At 37.3% G+C, this 18,229-nt stretch carries 11 protein-coding genes; 5 read left to right on the top strand and 6 right to left on the bottom strand.

The genetic code is table 11. The annotated features are described in order from the left end of the window. Positions 1–42: 42 nt before the first annotated feature. From ACUN24_RS20390 to ACUN24_RS20375, 4 genes are all read right to left on the bottom strand, one after another. Positions 43–1,905 carry a DUF3732 domain-containing protein gene (locus ACUN24_RS20390; RefSeq protein WP_445564177.1) on the bottom strand — a complete coding sequence of 621 codons (1,863 nt, stop codon included), beginning with the start codon at positions 1,903–1,905 and terminating at the stop codon, positions 43–45. Continuing rightward, positions 1,902–2,390: a three component ABC system middle component gene (locus ACUN24_RS20385; RefSeq protein WP_445564176.1), complete on the bottom strand. Its 489-nt coding sequence runs from the start codon at positions 2,388–2,390 to the stop codon at positions 1,902–1,904. The genes ACUN24_RS20390 and ACUN24_RS20385 overlap by 4 nt, the downstream gene beginning before the upstream one ends. Further along, positions 2,356–3,606, bottom strand: a complete 1,251-nt coding sequence (locus tag ACUN24_RS20380) for a hypothetical protein (protein WP_445564175.1) — start codon at positions 3,604–3,606, stop codon at positions 2,356–2,358. Before ACUN24_RS20380 ends, ACUN24_RS20385 begins: the two co-directional genes overlap by 35 nt. Before the next feature lie 192 nt (positions 3,607–3,798). Continuing rightward, positions 3,799–4,023 (bottom strand): hypothetical protein, encoded by a 225-nt coding sequence (locus ACUN24_RS20375; protein WP_445564174.1) that lies wholly within the window; start codon positions 4,021–4,023, stop codon positions 3,799–3,801. Positions 4,024–4,306: 283 nt separating this feature from the next. On the opposite strand from ACUN24_RS20375, the gene ACUN24_RS20370 reads away from it, so the two are divergent. The 4 genes from ACUN24_RS20370 (at position 4,307) to ACUN24_RS20355 (ending at position 11,673) form a co-directional block, all read left to right on the top strand. Further along, positions 4,307–5,452, top strand: coding sequence for an SIR2 family protein (locus tag ACUN24_RS20370; RefSeq protein WP_445564173.1), 1,146 nt, complete (start codon positions 4,307–4,309; stop codon positions 5,450–5,452). Beyond that, complete coding sequence (locus ACUN24_RS20365; protein ID WP_445564172.1) at positions 5,442–9,455, top strand: hypothetical protein; 4,014 nt, start codon at positions 5,442–5,444, stop codon at positions 9,453–9,455. The genes ACUN24_RS20370 and ACUN24_RS20365 overlap by 11 nt, the downstream gene beginning before the upstream one ends. A gap of 202 nt (positions 9,456–9,657) precedes the next feature. Further along, entirely contained in the window at positions 9,658–10,752 is a 1,095-nt protein-coding gene (locus ACUN24_RS20360; protein WP_445564171.1) for a DUF4238 domain-containing protein, read from the top strand. 90 nt (positions 10,753–10,842) lie between these two features. Then, on the top strand, positions 10,843–11,673 hold the full coding sequence (locus ACUN24_RS20355; RefSeq protein WP_445564170.1) for a hypothetical protein: 831 nt from the start codon (positions 10,843–10,845) through the stop codon (positions 11,671–11,673). Between the two features lie 269 nt (positions 11,674–11,942). Here ACUN24_RS20355 and ACUN24_RS20350 read toward each other — a convergent pair whose 3' ends face one another. Together ACUN24_RS20350 and ACUN24_RS20345 are read right to left on the bottom strand one after the other, a co-directional pair. Then, positions 11,943–12,533: a hypothetical protein gene (locus ACUN24_RS20350; protein ID WP_445564169.1), complete on the bottom strand. Its 591-nt coding sequence runs from the start codon at positions 12,531–12,533 to the stop codon at positions 11,943–11,945. Further along, positions 12,517–13,056: a phosphodiester glycosidase family protein gene (locus ACUN24_RS20345; protein WP_445565148.1), complete on the bottom strand. Its 540-nt coding sequence runs from the start codon at positions 13,054–13,056 to the stop codon at positions 12,517–12,519. Before ACUN24_RS20345 ends, ACUN24_RS20350 begins: the two co-directional genes overlap by 17 nt. 1,072 nt (positions 13,057–14,128) lie before the next feature. Between ACUN24_RS20345 and ACUN24_RS20340 the strand changes: the two genes are divergently transcribed. Next, on the top strand, positions 14,129–17,869 hold the full coding sequence (locus tag ACUN24_RS20340) for a YobI family P-loop NTPase (RefSeq protein ID WP_445564168.1): 3,741 nt from the start codon (positions 14,129–14,131) through the stop codon (positions 17,867–17,869). Positions 17,870–18,229: the final 360 nt, after the last annotated feature.

Genomic DNA, 18,229 nt, shown 5'->3' with positions numbered 1-18,229 from the left:
AGAAAATGTAGTGAAAATTAAACTTTTCGTACCTTACCTAAATTACATTACCAATGCTCTTCCGTCCCAGAAATCATCAACCAAGTGAAAGTTGTCAAGTCCTGTCCATTGATCCTCTCTTGCGTGTTCTAAAAGTATTATTTGGAAATCATTACCATATTGACTTATAACGAGTGAAATAAAATCATCCATCATCTTAAACGCATTTTGTAGTTTCCTCCGATCCTCGATTGTTAAACTATCTAGATTTTCACCAGTGATTGTTTCAAAATAGGGTTGACTGGGTTGATCAAAAATCAAAAATTGCGGAACGTACTTGTTCTGATTATTAATCATGTGTTCATGAAACCCAAACATCATTATTAAATGCATATACATGTGATTGGACCTGCTCCCAATATTACTCGCAGGTGTAGCACTTCCTGGTGGAATCAAATTCAAAACCTTGTCTTTCGTATTAAAATGCGCTCTATAATCTTTATATGACCCTAACATTTCTTCTACTGACTTTTTTGTTTTATTAATGAATTCATTCAATAAAGAATTTTGAATACCTCTACTATTTTGAAGGTCTTCCAATTGAGATTCTATATCAGTTATCTGATCTTCGATTTGCTTTTTGTTCATAGTCGTAAAAGAAGGACTTTCTTTTGCTACTTCGTCATACAGGCGGAGTAAGGTTTGTAACTCTCCGATAAACATATATTTACTGGCTTCCCCTCGAAGTTCTTCAAGGTCTTCTGGAAATGAACTTATCTGTTCCGTTACTTCCGAAAGTTGTGATTTTAGTATATTGATTTCTTTTTGCATGTTAATTACAAAAGCATTGCGATTTTCTATGCTTTCTTTTACCTGCTTTAAGTTTTCAGTTATTCCATCTATCAGATATTTCAGTTCAAACGTTTTAACAATTTCACTTTCAAAATAACCTTTTATTAAATTGACTGGCTTCAAGCTGTCTTGATCCTTGCCCTCTGCTATCAGGTAGTTAGCCGTATTACGTTCCAGGCTTTCCATATTTCGTATTTGGAGCATCAGGCGTGTTTTACGCTGTTTAAGTTCTTCAACTTCTTTCAAAGGAGAGACCTTTAGATCTGTTTTAACTTCCTGAATCAATTGGACTAATTCTTCCTTAGCTTCCGATGGGGTATATAAGCGGTTATCCATTAAGCTGAAGTTCTGAGCTTTCGCTACAAGTTCTAAGATATTAGAATCTACTTCGTTTTGGGCCTTCAACTGGGCCTTTTCTTTATTTAGTATTGATCCATACTGCCGCTGAAGCTCGCCCAACCTTTGCTGTAGTATTATTTTTTCTACACTGCCAACACCTAGCACCAAATCAAATATCCGATCAAACGCTTCTTTATATCTGACCTCTTCATGGATTTTATAATCAAAAAAAGTCGTGGAATCTGCAATTGTATCCTCATGTTGGGTATTCATTAATAGAAAGAACCTGAATGAAATTTTTGAACCCGCCTTGATCAATTTGCCTCCGTAAGGCATGACCAAGTTATCTTCTATTCCAAATTCGCGTTCCAAAATAATCTTAAGTTCAGCCTCACTTATAGTCGATGAGGGGTATGCTGGAATATCTCCAATGCCTGAGAAGTAGTATCCGCCTGTAGGTTCGTCAAACTGATCTGGTCTTGTTCTGGCAATAAAAAAGTCCTTATTATTAATTTTGAAATTAAGACCGTACCATTCAATACAATCATTAATAAATGGAGTTGGAATCTTCGGTTTTGAGGATAAAAGGCAATAATTGATAATATGAATCACTGTTGTTTTTCCTGTTCCAGTTCCCCCGGTTATTACATTTATTTTGTTTGGTAAAAAATGTAATATACGTGGATCCGTACCTGCTGATTTCCAAAGATAGATATCCTTTACATGAAATTTCATAATGCAATATTAAATTTTAGATATGTAGATGAATCATCTTCGTTGAAGAGAAAGCTGGATTTATCAATAACTTTTATAATCTTGGCAGCTCTCACTCCGATATCAATTTTATTAGTTCCTTCAAGTTTTGTTACCGAGATTATTGTTTGTCCATCTTGTCGAATTCTTGTTAAATCTTTAAGAATTGAAATACAGTTAATTGTTAGGGGTAGCATATTTTCCAATCTTAGGTTTATATCTCCTAAATTAATCCTTTCCTTGACCAAAAACTCGTCAATGCTTCTGTATTTTACGGCAGTTGACAAACGTTTTATTATTGGGTCGTGCAATAATAAAGGAAGTATTAATACTGCTTTTGCGAGTGATATCTGGCCCAGTGTGCTCACAACGTTTTCAATAACTAGCGTGCCTATCGCAATATTGTCATAGAATGGTGAGGAATGATTGGATTTACTCATCGATAAAATACCTAGTTTTCCAATCATGAGCCCAACCAATTTTGAGTTCATCGCTTAAAGAATAAAATTGTCCATTGCTAAGCATGGAGTCAAGTGAAACCTCACTTACCGACAACTCAATGAGGCGTATTTCGTCTATGCAATCAAGCCCCGCCTTCCTAAGCTTATCCTCAGTTAACGCGTCGCCGAACGGAGGTCGATGGTGCTTTGTATGAATATTCTTCCATTTTAAAATACAGTTGTCGATAAATGCATTTTTTGACGTGGGTAGCAACTCATGGTTTTGTTCCCAATCTTTCATGTTTTGGGCCATTAAAACTTTGAATCTAGTATATTGTACGATAGTTTCAGTGTCCCCCGTATGGATATCCCCCATGTCAATCAGTTGCTTAATGAAATTCTGATCTTCAAGGTTTTCAGGGAGATCTAAAGTTTGATATGTTCGTACCATAGGCTTGTTAATTCTATACAAACACGCCGCAGTAAAACCTTTTACATCGTCATAGGTGAAATTTATACTCCGATTTCCACTCGAAACATGGTTGTATATGTCCGTCTTTAAATTGGAAAACAAACAATTGAAGACATCGTCAGCTTGAGCATCTGACTGGATCATATACCTTTCTTTTATTTGATTTTTAACAGTCTTAATAATATTGTTTTCTTCAAGGGTAAAAGATAATTTGCTTAAAAACTTCGAGAGCCATGCATCATTTTGACCAGTAAAACTCAAAATATATTTATCTACTTCACTGTATTTACCTGGGTCAATCTCAGTAATGAGCATGTTTAATATGGTTCTTACATCTCGAATAGTTTTCTTTGCGGAATTGAACTTATCGACGATATCTATAACAGTGTTGGTGTCCGAAAACGATTTATTCGAAATAAGAATAAATTCCGATCCATCTATGAATTTAATTTGATCTGTGCCGCTATTTCTTTTCGAGTTTGGATCATTTATAATATTTACCCAGTTGGAAATAGTTTTCCATAAATCTGTATCTTTTTGAGTGAGGTTTGGCCGAGAACCATTCTTGACTGATGCTATCGTATGTTTCACTTGTATGTAAGTCGTGACATTATTATATTCTATATGAACATCGTCTTTTTCTTCATATCCAATTATCTGACCTGTTTTTATCTCTAGGCATTTTAAAAGGAAGACGTAAAATTGATAGTCAAAGCCGGCCTGTTTATCAGCTGCCGATAGATTATCAATGTATGGAGAGCTTTTTGACATTTGCAACGCTAGGTAAAAAATGAAATGTACAAAATTTTATACAAATGAGATAATGGGGAATTAGTTTAATTTGCATTAAAAGTTAAAACGATATTCCAATGGCATATGTTTACTGTTAATTTTGTTAATTTTCCAAACGATGGAAAGCCGATCACAAGTAATTAATTGATATCATCATTAATTTATGCTTTTCTATTGTACTAATTCTTCTTTAAGCATGTAGGCTTTGGAGCTTTTGAAAATCAAGACATCAAGTAAAAATAAAAAGTCGACCAAAAATTGTAGGTCACCTATGATTTTGCCACCATATTTAGAAAATGCTTTTTGAATAAAGCTTTTATCAGGTCCATTATAAATACCGTAACCTTTATCGCTCTTGAGCATAAACTTAATCCAATTGTTAGAATCTGGAATCATATTGTGGTCTCAAGGATACAACAAGAAAGCTGTGTACCAATTATATAAAGCAGTTTAAGGTATCGGACACTAAGCGTTGAGATATTTAGGTCATGTTGAACTTTCATTCAATTTTTAATTTCAGTCAATTTGTTATAAATTAGCTGTGGAACAATTGAGCATAAGTCGGGATTTATCAACTTACGCCGAATCACCCCACTGTTCTCCGAATTAACCATGTCTCAAAAAATGACGCCTAATAATCATCTATTGCCTCTTTTATGCACCAATAAACCGAACAAATATGCCTGAAGAAGAATTACGTCAGGAAATATTTGATCGTAGCGATAAGAATAAGAAGAAACTTATTGAGCTTATTGATTCCGGAGAAGCCATTCTATTAGCGGGAGCAGGTGTAACAGCGAGTATGTTTGTGACCTGGAAAGGTTTAGTAGACAAATTTCAACAGGCTGCGATTGAGGCTGAACCAGATTTTGTGCCCTTTAATGGTGACGATGAAACGTATCTTGATTTTTTTGACAGAGTTAAGTTGGTACTCAACGGGCCCATCTATACAAATGTCATCATGCAAACATTCCGTACCGATGAGTTTGAAGACTACCATAAGCTTATGGTAAGTATGCCATTTAAAGGTTTTGTGACCACCAATTACGATCTTGTGCTGGAAAATGCCTTGACTCAGGCAACCAGGAAGCCACAATTGCCTGTATATATTGATGACGGCGTTAATGCCAAAGTACTCCTGGATTTTTTCAAATCATTGAACTTTAATAAGCCAAATACCAGGAAGATTTTCCACATTCACGGCGTACACTTTGCAACCAATACGATTCTGCTTAGCCAGACAGAATACATGGAAAAGTATGGCTACGTACTTACCCAACCAACGCCAGAAATTTTGGCTGAACTAGGGAACCCTGAGCTAACCCAGGATCAGATCAATAATGCACTCAGCAGAAGCTCTCTTCGGTGGACAACCCACCGCAAGGTTCTCTGGTCCCTACTGGCCACTAGGCGGGTAGTTTTTATGGGATTTAGTATAGAAGATCCCTACTTCCTAGAAATGCTTAACATGGTTAAGGATGATCTTAATACCTATAATGATGAAGTACATATGGCCGTTTTTAGGCTTGCTGAAGGTGGAGTAATCAAAGCATTGGAAACAGAAAAAGAACTCAGGAAATTTGGTATTGAATGTGTGTTTTTTGATGATGATAAGACCTATTCAGGCTTTGCGAAATTCTTAAATGAGATAAGCGCTTCTGTTTCCACACATTCCAGTATTCTCAAGGACAACGCTGCACCAGTTGCTATCGCAGAACCTGAAAAGGATCAACAGGAATCCCTGGATCATGGAAAGCAAGAACTTCCAAATTGGATGAATGATCAGAATAAAACGTTAAGTAAGGAGATTAGAAATGAAAATTGATAGAAAAGAGCTCCTTGAACAGTTAATAGCATTTGCTCAAATTGCCAGTGGAGTAATAATAGGTAATCCAGGAGTTGGAAAGACATATACGCTAAGCGAATTAATGAGTGCACTTTTGGCCCAAAAGATTCCTGCAGCAATGGTGCGAATGGATTTTCTCCTAGAGGCAACAGATCCTGAAATAGCTCAGAGCTTAGGAATGCCTACTTCTGACTGGCTTATTCTTTTAAAGAATATCCAACTACCCGATGGTAAAAAAGGCGTATTAATTTTTGATTCTTTCGATTCCGTAAGAGATGAGCGTTTAAAGGATATTCTGATCCGTCAGATTTCCAGAGCTAAGAATGAACTGCCAGAATGGTCCATATTGGTTAGCGTGAGAAGCTATGATGCGGCTAAGTCACAAAAGCTAATAGATTTGTTCCCTGCAAAATTCAGTGACGATGGCATTCATTGCCGCAAATTTTTAATCCCTGTATTAAGCCGAAGCGAACTTGATCCCTTTTTTCAGGTAAATCCAAGCATCAGTGCTGTATTTCATGGCGGTGAGCAAAAACTCAAAGAAGTTCTCAGGATTCCTTTTTTCTTGAATCTATTGCAATTGATTTTGGCGAACGATGCCCAAAACATAGAAGATATCAGGTTGCTGAGATCAGAGATCCAGTTGTTAGAAATGTACTGGGAAAAAGTTATTTATAAAATTGATCTTTCAGATCAGGTTGAATTGTTGCTAATGGATCTCACCAAAAGCATGGTGGATGCTAAAACACTGTCCGTTAATAAACTGGATTATCTTGCAGTAATTGGTATGGGCAATGTTGCTGTATTCGCTAAATTGCTAAGTGCGAACATTTTGTCCGAACAGGAGACAGTGTCATCCAAACTAGGCTTTTCTCATAATATTTTATTCGATTATGCAGTTAGCAGGCTTCTATTAAGAGATACTGCAGCTCAGATTATTGAATTTATCCTTGAAGACAATGCTCGCCCATTTTTTTTAAGGCCAAGTTTTATTTATTTTTTTTCTAGTTTATGGTATTTACAAAATGAGAGGTTCTGGGAAATTTATCAAGAGTTATCTATATCAGAACTGCCTCAAATAATACTCTTCAATAAACTGATACCTGCCACAGTTATCGCCCGTGAATTTGATGATGTAGATCAATTAAAAATTTTTGAGGGACCTGCAAACCTCCAAACCATCCAGGTCAGGAATATCCTGCAGGCAATTCGGTTTATTGGTGAGAAAAGCAATAAATTTTCTCACCTGGGACTATTATTGGTGCTATCTAGCCGTCTAGAATTGGCATTCATTTGGGATTTTGTAATAGTCCTTGAATTGCTGGTTCGCGATCCGGATATTATAGATAGTAAGAATATGTTTTCCATGTGCGGGACCAGTTCACGAAATCTGATGAGCTATCTTTTGGACGAGCGAATAAAATCACCAAACCAGAATTTGGATCAACTAGCAAGCTACCGTGGGACGGAGATGGTCGCCAGGACATTTGCAACTGATGTGCCCGCATCAAAGGAAATTCTTAGAAGGGTGATGTCAATCATGGAGGAGAAAGATTTTCCCATTTCCTATATTTCCTATTTGAGTGAGAGCCTTGTTTATTTTTATAAGCATGATCCTCAGTTTGCGGCAGAGATATATGCAGGTGTTTTTGCACGCCGTGAAATCGAAAATACACCCACTATCACACATTCAAGTGTATTGATGACATTCAAAACTAACAGAAGGGATGATTTTGAACTATGTCATTTTAGGTTATTGCGTTTCTTTCCTGAATTCCTTAGCGCTTACCCTAGCCTTTGCATACCGTTGGGTTTGAATATCGTCAATGCATTTATCCGCAAGAGAAATAATGGAGAAATAGAAGTTGCAAATCGCATTGCTATTCCGCAGGCTATGTTAATTAATGGTGTACCTGCATTATATAAGGTTGATATGTCAGCCATGTGGGCAGAGAATATTGACTTGCATAAACCATTCTCTCACACTGCCCTGATCATTGATTTTTTAGAAAGCACGCTCACTACTCCAGATGAGTGGGATATCAGCGATATGCTCAACATATATATTGCCCATGCAGATTTTGCATTCAATTGGAAAGCGATCCTCGACCTGGGCAGTAAACGGCCGGAGCAGCTTTATGTGTTACTTTATGAACTTCTTCTTCAGCCACCAATTTTGTATTGGTCTGATACTGTTTTTGAGGCAGCACGATTTCTGGAGCAGATTGCCAAGCTTTTATCCGATCCACAGATTCTTGCCATTGAAAATGTAATCCTAAGTCTCAGCGGGTTCATAAAAGAAAAAGATATTGATAATGTGGATACAAGGGTGATCAGGTTGCTTGGTAGAATTCCAAAAGATAAACTTGGAGATGAGCGTTCCCTGGCTTTTTTAGGAGACAAAACTCCGGTACCTAATGAGCCCGTGGTGAAATATACTTCCTCGTTTGGCCCGGTTACAACTGAAATGTTTCTTTCTGATGTTGGTGTTGATATCAGCGAGCCTAAAAATGAAGAATTGCTATCAATGAATGCTATTTTGGAGCAATTCAATAGGACTTATCAAAATCAGTTTCCCGATATTGAGATCTTTTTGGATCCCAGTGAAATTGCCCTTAAGCTTTTTCTTTCCATAAAAGAAAATGATCATATACCGAAGCGTCTTAGCCAGACTATATTGCAGGAAATAGCTGCCTTCTACTCGATAATATTAAATTCAGTTTACAGGGTAAATTCAATAAGATTACCAATAGAATATTCTACTATCAAAGAAATAATGCTTTATTGTTTAAATCTTCACACCGAAAGTGATGATTACGCTGAAGAAAATTATTCCCCTGCTAGCGGTTATACTTCTACCCCTAGAAGTGAAGCTGCGCAAGGAATTCCATACTTGTTTGGTATCTCGCAGGATAAGGAGTTGTTGGCTGTAATGGATACTTTTTCCAAAGACAAAAATGCAGTTACCAGATTTCATATTCTTAAGTCGCTTTATGTCTTATACCAGTCCTATCCAGAAACATTCTGGTCTATTGTTTTTGATAGAATGCAGAATGAGAGTGATTCTTTTACTAAAGCTTCAGTAATCCGAAATCTAGATAACAAAGTTATTTTTGAAAATGATTCTGACCGGTTGCTTAAGGCCTTTGAAATGGGTAAGGAAAGCATTATAAAGCTTCGTGGAAACAATTCATTCCTTGAAAATTATTTGACAATCGCCCTTGGATTTTACAGAAGGAGCCAAAACGAATCTATCAAAAACATTCTTGAAGATTGCCTCAGTCAAAATCCAACATTATTGAAGAACCTGATCTATCATGCATTTCAGATTATTGAGCCCGCAAATTTTTATCGGAATTATGCTGATCCAAAGGATGTCGAACTAAATAAAAGAATCGTAGAAATACTTCTTTCAGTCTTGGATCGTGCTGAGATTTATTTGAAGACTTTTCGTGTCAATGAGGAAAATGAATCTGAGGAATTGAAAGAATCCTTTATTGTCCTCGACACCATGATTCAAAGGATATATTTTTCAATGCAGGTCAATGAGCGGCTGAATAAAATGCATAAGGACCGTCTAGCGATAACAGATGAAGATCGGGAAAAATTCTATTTTTTCGTTAAACCCCTTTTGGAAAGAATACTTGAAATATCTTCAGGTCTTGTTGGGGGGCTCATACAGGCTCATACAGCACATTATTTTATAGAAATTATGGCCGAGGCACTGAAGTTTGATGCTGCTTTTTCCCTTTCATCCATCACCAGAATTACCCAAATGACTGCAGGAACGGCATACTCTTTTGACCGCTCTGCAATTCAGGAAGTGGTAAGATTTACCGAAAAGTTGCTTGTTGATCATAAAAATATGCTGGCCGATCCTGAGGCGTTTACTCAGATTATGGCTCTTTTAACAATTTATGTGGACTCCGGATGGCCTGATGCGCTGGAATTATTATGGAAACTTGATGAAGTCTTTAGGTAATTGAAATGAAGTTCTTAATTAACATTAATAGAAGTGTCCCTCGTATAGATTATGGGACAAATTTAATAGGAAAAGACAATTTTTGGCCGAAAACATGATTACCATATAAATTTAATTATCTGTTAATAATTTTATATTCATTAAATGAAAGCTTCTCATTAATATGTATTAATTAGCTGGAAACATTCATCAGTTGACTTCTATGGCTTATAAAAAGAAACAGCATTACATATCTCAGTTTCTCCTTAAAAATTTTTCTAATAACGGAGAAAGAAAATACATCCATCTTTTTGACCGGGATTCAGGTAGACATGTTTCAAATGCACCAATAAGTACCCAAGCCCAATCAGATTATTTTTATGGATCTGATCTGGCTTTTGAAGAATATCTAGGGATGACGGAAGATAGAACTGCACCCATATTAAAAGATATTTTGGCCAAACTGGTCATCCCAAATTTTGATGATAAGAGTTACAGATATCTCCTACATTTTATTGCACTCTACCAGTGGCGGACAAAGGCAAGTGTAAAACATACAGAGGATTATATAAACAATTCCCTTAAGTCATTGTCTGAGTACGATGTAAGGTTAAAGGAAATAGATTTTAATAAATACAGGCTTAAACATTCAGAACCAGCAGCATTCAATCTGGCAAGTTTTATGGATATGTGGGTTGTTGCTGCGGATCTCGAAGCTTTCTTATTAGTAAACCATACCCGGAAAGATTTTATTATATCCGACAACCCTCTTGTTATTTTTAATCCTTTTATGCAGGCGAGAAAGCGATACTGGAATGCTAATAATACAATAAATAAAGGTCTTATTCTTTTGTTTACCATAAGTCCAAGTTGCTGCCTAATGTTTTTAGACAGACAAACCTACGATGTTAGGGCAAATGAAAGTAACCAGATCCATGTTTTCAAGGCTTCTGATGTTTACAATGTCAATCTCCTACAGTCAGTTTCTGCCGATTCAATTCTTTACTTTTCTGATGAAGATCAGAGGCGATATATTGAAAGCATAGCATTAGAAGGTAAGAAAAATAAAAAAGCGGTGTTTATTAGCGAGCTCGTTCCCTGTCCGGATAAGCCAACTGTGAAATGTATGTTCAGTTATCAACTTGAGCATAAACTTTCTCTCGGTTTTTCATTTGTAAGAGAAGGTGAAGAAGCGCGAAAATATGATGTTAATAAGAGTTTTGATCATATCCGTACCCCAGAGATAAGGGACTGGATCAGTCGGGAAAATATTGAACGGCTGAAAAGAAATAGGGATGGTGGAGTGAATGCACTGTAGTAGGGTTTACTTATATATTTTGTCAGTAGTAGGATTTCTTTTAATTGGCATAACATTAAGACTAAAACCTTTAGCCCAAAAAAACAAAAGATGAAAAAAATTGAATCAGAACGTCGGGCGGAATTTGTCAAAATAGTAAATGAATCCAAATGGGATAAGAATATATGTTTTGTGATGGACTATGAGTTCGATTTTTCGCCAAATTTTTTGGATCTGGACTGGAAATGTAAACTAGTTGTTTTTAAAAATTGCCATTTTGTTGGACATCTCTATTTTACAAATACAAATCTGGGAGGAGGAATTCAATTCGAACAATGTGCCTTTCAATATGGTCTTACATTCAATAATTGTACCGCAGGTGACCACCCATCATTTTTATCTGACGGTTCTCCTTTTTCAGTGAGTTTTTCAGGTTGTGAAGTGAATAACCGCTTCATTATCAAGAATTGTAATCTCCAGCATAAAATTCTGATCCACCGGGATACTAAAATGCCATTCCTTGAATTCGAAAATTCTAAAATGGAAGGCGTTGATATTGTTAATAGCACTGTTTTGGGCGAAGTGAGAATAATAGGTTTTAATATTTCAATGTTATTCAATTTCTATTCTACAACATTTCATAAGCTGGTTAAATTTTCTAATTGTATAGGAGGATATAGTCTCGACCAATCGACTTTTCTTAAAGAATTTTCACTATACCGTTGTCAGTTCGTGACCTTTGAGGCAAGGGAAACCCATTGCCACGGAGAAGTGATTTTCGTAGAAAATAAAGCTGAGGTGGAAGTCTCTTTCAGGGATTCTACTTATGAAAGGCCTGTGACCATGGTAGGGGATTACATCCCCGGTTCTTGGAATTCTCATATCGAAAAGCTTATATTAATTAATGATAGTATTGAGTTGTCCAAAATAATAATGTCGTAGTACAAAACTAAATAAACTTCTCAACCCCCCAACTTTTCCGCTTGTTCCTAAATTTGAATCCGTTGGCAAAGGAAAGAATAAAAAAAAGCCACCCAGTTATGAGCAGCTTTAATCGGCATTTGCGGTTGCCTAAAATATCCCCAGTGCACTACCTTTCATTCATGCATTTGCCTCCACGGACGGGCGACCTTCTTTCATTGAACTAACTGGGGTAATTGCTGGAGCACAACGGCAAAAAATATTCTTAATGTCGCTCATTGGTACCATGATCATTTATTGGGTTCCTTTTGGTCAACTAAATGATAGAGTTCGGAATTGAGCAAATCAACTGAATTTTTAACTTTCGTTATTCGCTCACCAAGTTCAGCTTGATTTAGTGAATCCATGTTATATTTAATGTCCACTATCATTGATGTTGATTCCTCAAATTTTGGTTGTATAACATTTTCCAGTAGCTTCCGCTTCACGCCGTCAGGATAATATTCATCTAAACCAATATAATAATTCATAAGATTCGAACTCCAACCTTCAGTCGCCTGGATGAGTTTGTCCCAAGATTTTGCCTGCTCATCCTTAGTGGCACCCAATTCAACCTTACGTGTATAATTTCGCATCCAGAATATTCGATTCCAGGCGTTTTCTATAAGTGCTGCCGAAAAGCGCCCACGCGGACTTTCCTGGCCAACTTCATAGGTCTTGATCAGGCCAAAGGTTCTCATCAACTGATCCCCGGATTCAGTAACCTTTGCAAAAGCGATGAGGATAATCCCCAAAAAAATAATTGCTCCGGTGAACTTGTTGTTTTGAAGAAAGCCGATGAGAATATCTACCTGATTACGTTTTTTAATTGGAGGTGTCATATTTTTGAAATTTATTTTTAAGCGGCTCCTCGATGGCTATTATGACACCGAATGGATATTGATTATTTTTAGTAAATCCCTTGGAGGGGTAATAAAGCGAAGAAATTATGCCGTCCAGGTACATTGCATTTACGCAACCAGCTTTTTTTAAGTACGCCGCGAGTTCATAAAAAGTAATGGGCCGCCTGGAAATGGCAAATAAAACTTTTCCATTAGCTAACGTGCCTACGCCGCTCCTGATATTTTTGTTTAAGGAACTCGATGGAAAGTTCTTTTCGATTGTTCCATTTACAAGTAGCATCGGACCAGATTGTGTTGCATATAAAAGGTCTTTTGGCAGTGACTTAGTAGATGGCTGAACATCCGCTTTACCACGGCCGGTAACAAAAAATATACCTTTTTGTCCCAGGTAATAATTGCCATTGCCAGTGCCATTATTTAGCTCCGTATATTTTTGTCTTCCCTCAACGTAAAGCCCTAAAGGAATGTAACCGGATTTGAACATTCCCCCATTGAGCGCCAGTAAAAGTTTTCTTTGCGACTTAATGAGCTCATCCCTTAATGTCCAAAAGTCGTTGTAAACTCTGCCTTTAGAATTTCTCCAATAAAAACGTATTGTCGACCGGGATGGGTCTGCCAGGTAATGGATGATTTTGTTCTCGCTATTCTACATTTCGGATTGAAAAGAAAATAGGAGCGGAACAAACATAATTAGCAGCAAAAATGAAATGTTCCAAGCAGATTTTTTTTGGAGGCTAACCATCTTGAGTGTGTAAAAATTAAGATAAATGTAACGATTTTTTCAAATGTTTGCAATCCCCAGTATTGCAACCTCTAAGTGGGAAATTTAGCTAAAATATAATCCTTTGGAGTTGCCTAAGCTATAATGAGTGCTAATTATTATTATGATGCCAGGCGATTTCTTATCTGATTTTTTATCTATCGAAATACACTTCGTCTTCTTTTGCCATTCCTGTCCAAATGGATGAATTTTAAGTGAAATCAGATCCATTGCAACATCATTATCCACATTGTCTATAATCTCTTGCAGAGGTTCATTAGGCTAGGAATGTGGTAAATGGGTCAAAGAACAATCGCAATCCAAGAAAAGCTGGGCGCATAATGGTCAGAAACTTAAATTTACGCATTAGTCCTGCTTAAGTGCCGACCTCAGAACTACCTTTTCCTGGTAAGCCCACGCATCTTTATTGCCAGCAGTCATATCATCCCAGCCGTGAGAACGAATTATACAAATATCATTTCTCGCCAAGAGAAGATTGAATGGGGGAGAGGGTATAAGGTTATTCGGTGAGGCTGTAGCATCCACAGGTTTTTTAGTGGTTCATTCTACTTCTTATTTCTTTTTATTAGGATATGCTTTGACATTGTTACATCGTTTGCTTATTAAAATAAAATATTCAATAAATATACATTCAGTTGATGTATAGGAGGTTTAAAATGATGTATTAATTGATGATATATTATGCTGGACAAAGGATCTCAATAGGGTTTTTTATAATTAGAGACTTGATGTGTTTTTCCAGATCTTTTTATAATTTTGGTTATTGCCCTCAATTGATTTACTAAATTAACTTATGCTCTTATTCTTATTGTTTCTAGCAGGCTGTCTTGTAACTATTCTGCTTACCGGAACTTATCTTCGGATTATCCTGGAAATTATTGATCAGCTATTTGAGGTGTTGAAAGAATGGATGCGTTTTGTGCTGTTAAAGCTCATCACGTTCTCTCAGAACCTGTTGCGAAAATTGAACCGCTCGATCGGTCCTTCCAAACGATTGGGTTATGAGCCGCTAAGTCCAGAAGCTGATGAAGAGGGGGATCCAAGTTATTCCGCGGCAATCGACTATGCGCTCTGCCACCCGGATATCCGCAATGTTGCAGTAACCGGTCCTTATGGATCTGGAAAGAGTACGATCTTAAAAACTTACCAGTTGCAGCATCCCGAATACCGGTACTTGAATGTTTCTTTGGCAAGTTTCAAAGATGAGAAGGTGAAAGATGATCTTTTAGAGGTCAGTATCTTGCAACAGATGTTCTACCATGTGGAACATAAACGCATTCCGGATTCGCGCTTCAAGCGTATTAAGAAACTTTCTCCATCAAATATCTTCATCAAAGTACTGCTGATGTTCTTTTGGACTCTATGCCTAGTTTCTCTTTTGGACAAGAAACCCTTTAAGTTTCCTTTAAGCTGGCACGAGTCTATTACTGGCCGTGAGGATCTGTTTTTTAACGTTGTTTTTTTCTTTTTTGTGCTGCTGACTTTTGGCATATTATATTCTATTTTCAGGTTATACAATAATTCCAGGTTCAATAAACTGAATCTTTCTACCGGGGAGGTGGAACTGGGCTCGCAGGTAGATACATCGATACTCAATAAAAACCTCGATGAGATTATTTATTTTTTCGATGCAACTGATTTTGATGTTGTAATATTTGAGGACCTGGACCGGTTTAAAGAGACGGAAATCTTCACCAAGCTTAGGGAACTGAATATCTTGATCAATAATGCACAGCAGATCGACAGAAAAATTGTCTTTCTGTATGCTATCCGGGAGGAAATTTTTACTAAGAGTGAACACAAAACGAAGTTTTTCGATTTTATAATTCCGGTAATACCATTGGTTAATTCCTCCAATTCTGCTTCCAAACTGCTCGACCGATTACACACCATGGATCTTGTACCAAATATTTCCGATAAATTGGTTATAGATCTTTCTTATTATATCGCCGATATGCGATTGGTAAAGAATGTGTTCAATGAGTATGTACTCTACCGTTCTCGTTTAAGTGAACTAAACCTAGATCAGGAAAAGCTTTTGGCAATTGTGATCCTCAAAAATGCGGAACCTTTAGAATTTGCTGGTCTGAATAAAAATGAGGGGGATATTCATCAGTTCTTTAGCCGGAAAGCGGAACTAATTGAAGTGATCAATGGCGATTATCAGGCCAAGGTCGATGAACTGAGTGCTACGCTTGCAGGCATCACTGATGATGTGCTTAATGATACTCGGGAACTGCGTGAACTATATGTGTTCAGACTGATGATTAAATTTGGCGTTTTCGAACGTGCAATAACAATTAGCTCAACAAGGTACGACCTGCAGGATCTTTTGAAAGAAGAAATTTTTGAGGCTTTTAGGAATGCTGGCGAACTTTTGCATCATGACGGGAGTGGGTGGCGCAAGGTGAAGTTTGAAACAATGGATGAAAAGGTTTTGTCCGAAAATAGTTTCGGCGCGAGGGAGGAAAAAATTCTTTTCCGAAGCAACTACATGCGCGAGGAAGCGCGTTTAGAGCTGGAGCGCATTAGGGGAGAGATGCAGCGTGCCAGGTCGATGAGCTTTGGGGAGATTATAGTCCATCCAGCCGTTCAGGCGTTGACTGAGGCTATTTTCGAAAAGGATTTAATTGTTTACCTTATCAGGCATGGTTTTCTTGATGAGGATTACCAAGATTTTATCACTCACTTCCATGCGGGGAAGATTTCACGCCGGGATAAGGACTTTATTCTTTCACTCAATAACCGCCGTCCATTGGAATTTGAATATAAGCTCGATAAGGTAGGAAATCTCTTCAGTGAGCTGCGTCTACGTGATTTTGAACAGATTGAGATCATGAACTTTACATTATTGGATTTTATGCTTTCCGATAACAAAAAGGCTAATACCGCGGAGCTCGATGCATTCATGATGCACCTGTCCTCCGGTAGTTCTTCAGCCGTCCGGTTCCGTGAGGAATATATGAGGCGGAATATTAACCACAAGAATTTTGTTGCACTATTGGCCTCGCATTATCCGGGATTATGGAATGAGATACTGCGGAATCATGAGTATAGCGAGGATCAGAAAAAGCAATATTTTTCGCTGCTGATAAATAATGCGCAGTTGACCTCCATCAAGAGTCAGGACGCTGATGGCTCACTGGCGGACTATATTGTTGGTCTGCATGACTTTTTAAGGTTGGTAGACCGGAATAAGGGGTTCGATCACATCAAGTCGGTGCTAAAGGTGCTAAATATAAAGTTTAAGGATTTGATGGTGGATGAGGATTTGGATGCAGAACTATTTGCACTTATTATTCAGAATGAACACTACAAACTCAATGATGTAATGATTGCAAAAGTGATCCTATATACCGATAAACGGAAATATATTGCAGATAGAATGGATGAAAAATTGGACACTATGCACTACGGAGCGATCCTGTTGTCGGGATTGAAACCCTTACTGAAATATATTGATTCGAATTTTAGTACCTACATTAATGATGTTTATCTTAAAATTGGTAGAAATACCAGGGATACGGAAGAAGCTCTATTGAAGATATATAACATGCCGCAAGAAATATTGGATCTGGAGAGTAAAATAAAGGTTGTTGAAAAAACCCATACAAGGATTGCAGGGATTTCAGAGTTAATAGAGGGGCTTTGGGGCCCACTGCTTGTAAATAATAAGGTTTCAGCCAACTGGGATTCTGTGATGGGATACCATGCAGTTTATGGTTTTGATGAAAAGCTTATAACGTTCCTAAACTTTAGCGAAAATGCAGTTTCATTAGGTAGATCTGGCCTTAGCAGCTCTAAAATTACGGCAGTTGAGGCTGAAATGGATTCTTTTGCTAGAGCTTTGCTTGGACTGAGTGAACTGTCTTTGGATGCCTATGGTTCGCTTGCTAGTGGTATCAACTATAATTATATTGACCTGGACTTTTCTTCCCTTCCAGAGGATAAGGTGTTTCTACTTATAGATAGTGGCAAGCTGCTATTCAATGTTGAAACCTATGAGCTGCTCAAGGAACAATTTGATGATCTCCATATCAAACTTGCCGAACAATGGCCCGTAGAATTTAATGAGGTTTCGGCTGACCTCGATTTTTCAGTCCTAGATTATGAGAAACTAATGTCCTCGCCCATGTTTGGCCGTGAACAACGTGTTCAATTGATAATCAATATGGATGATGAAAAGCCCGCACAGTCGACCTCCCTCGCAGAACAGGTGGCGATGGAACTTGCTGTTGAAAAATTGGAGATTGACAATTCTTTTTTGATCGCGCTTTCTAGGACAGGTATTACCCCGGAAGCTAAGGTACGGTACCTATTAAATTATCTTGATGAATTTACAGCTCCTTCCGTAGGGCACCTGCTGGAAAATATTGGTGGAGAATTTCTAAAAATCGTTTCTGAAACAGAGACTGAGGCGGTTTTTGCTAATACGGAAATTAACGAAAACTTTCTTTCGGCACTGATGTCCAAAGGGATCATCAATAAATTCAAGCGTTCTGCAAGATGGCTAAAAGTCGAGCTAAATGGCTAAAGATATAAATAATGATAATGACTTAGGCAACTTTTGACAGAATTTAAAGGGAGATATTAATGGAATTTCATTTTTGATAGCCATATTCATTGGGAATGTTCCAGCTTTAGTTTTTGGTAAATTTATATCGAACGGAAAGAAAGACTGAATGTTTAAAAGCACTTTTCATATATGAAGAAGATAATTTAGTAGCTGGTATTTGAGTATAAAATATCGTTGTTCAACTACAGGCAGCAGTTGCAATTGGTTTAACCATTATTGGTATATGGTATATTATATTTTTAAATTCTTTGTTGATTAAGACTATTATTTTGTCAATGCCAAATAGTGGTCTAGACTTACGGCTAAAAGAAAAAGATC

The organism is Pedobacter sp. WC2501, assembly GCF_052682415.1.
Note: the sequence above shows the minus strand (reverse complement) of the source record. Positions and strands in the feature narration are given on the sequence as shown.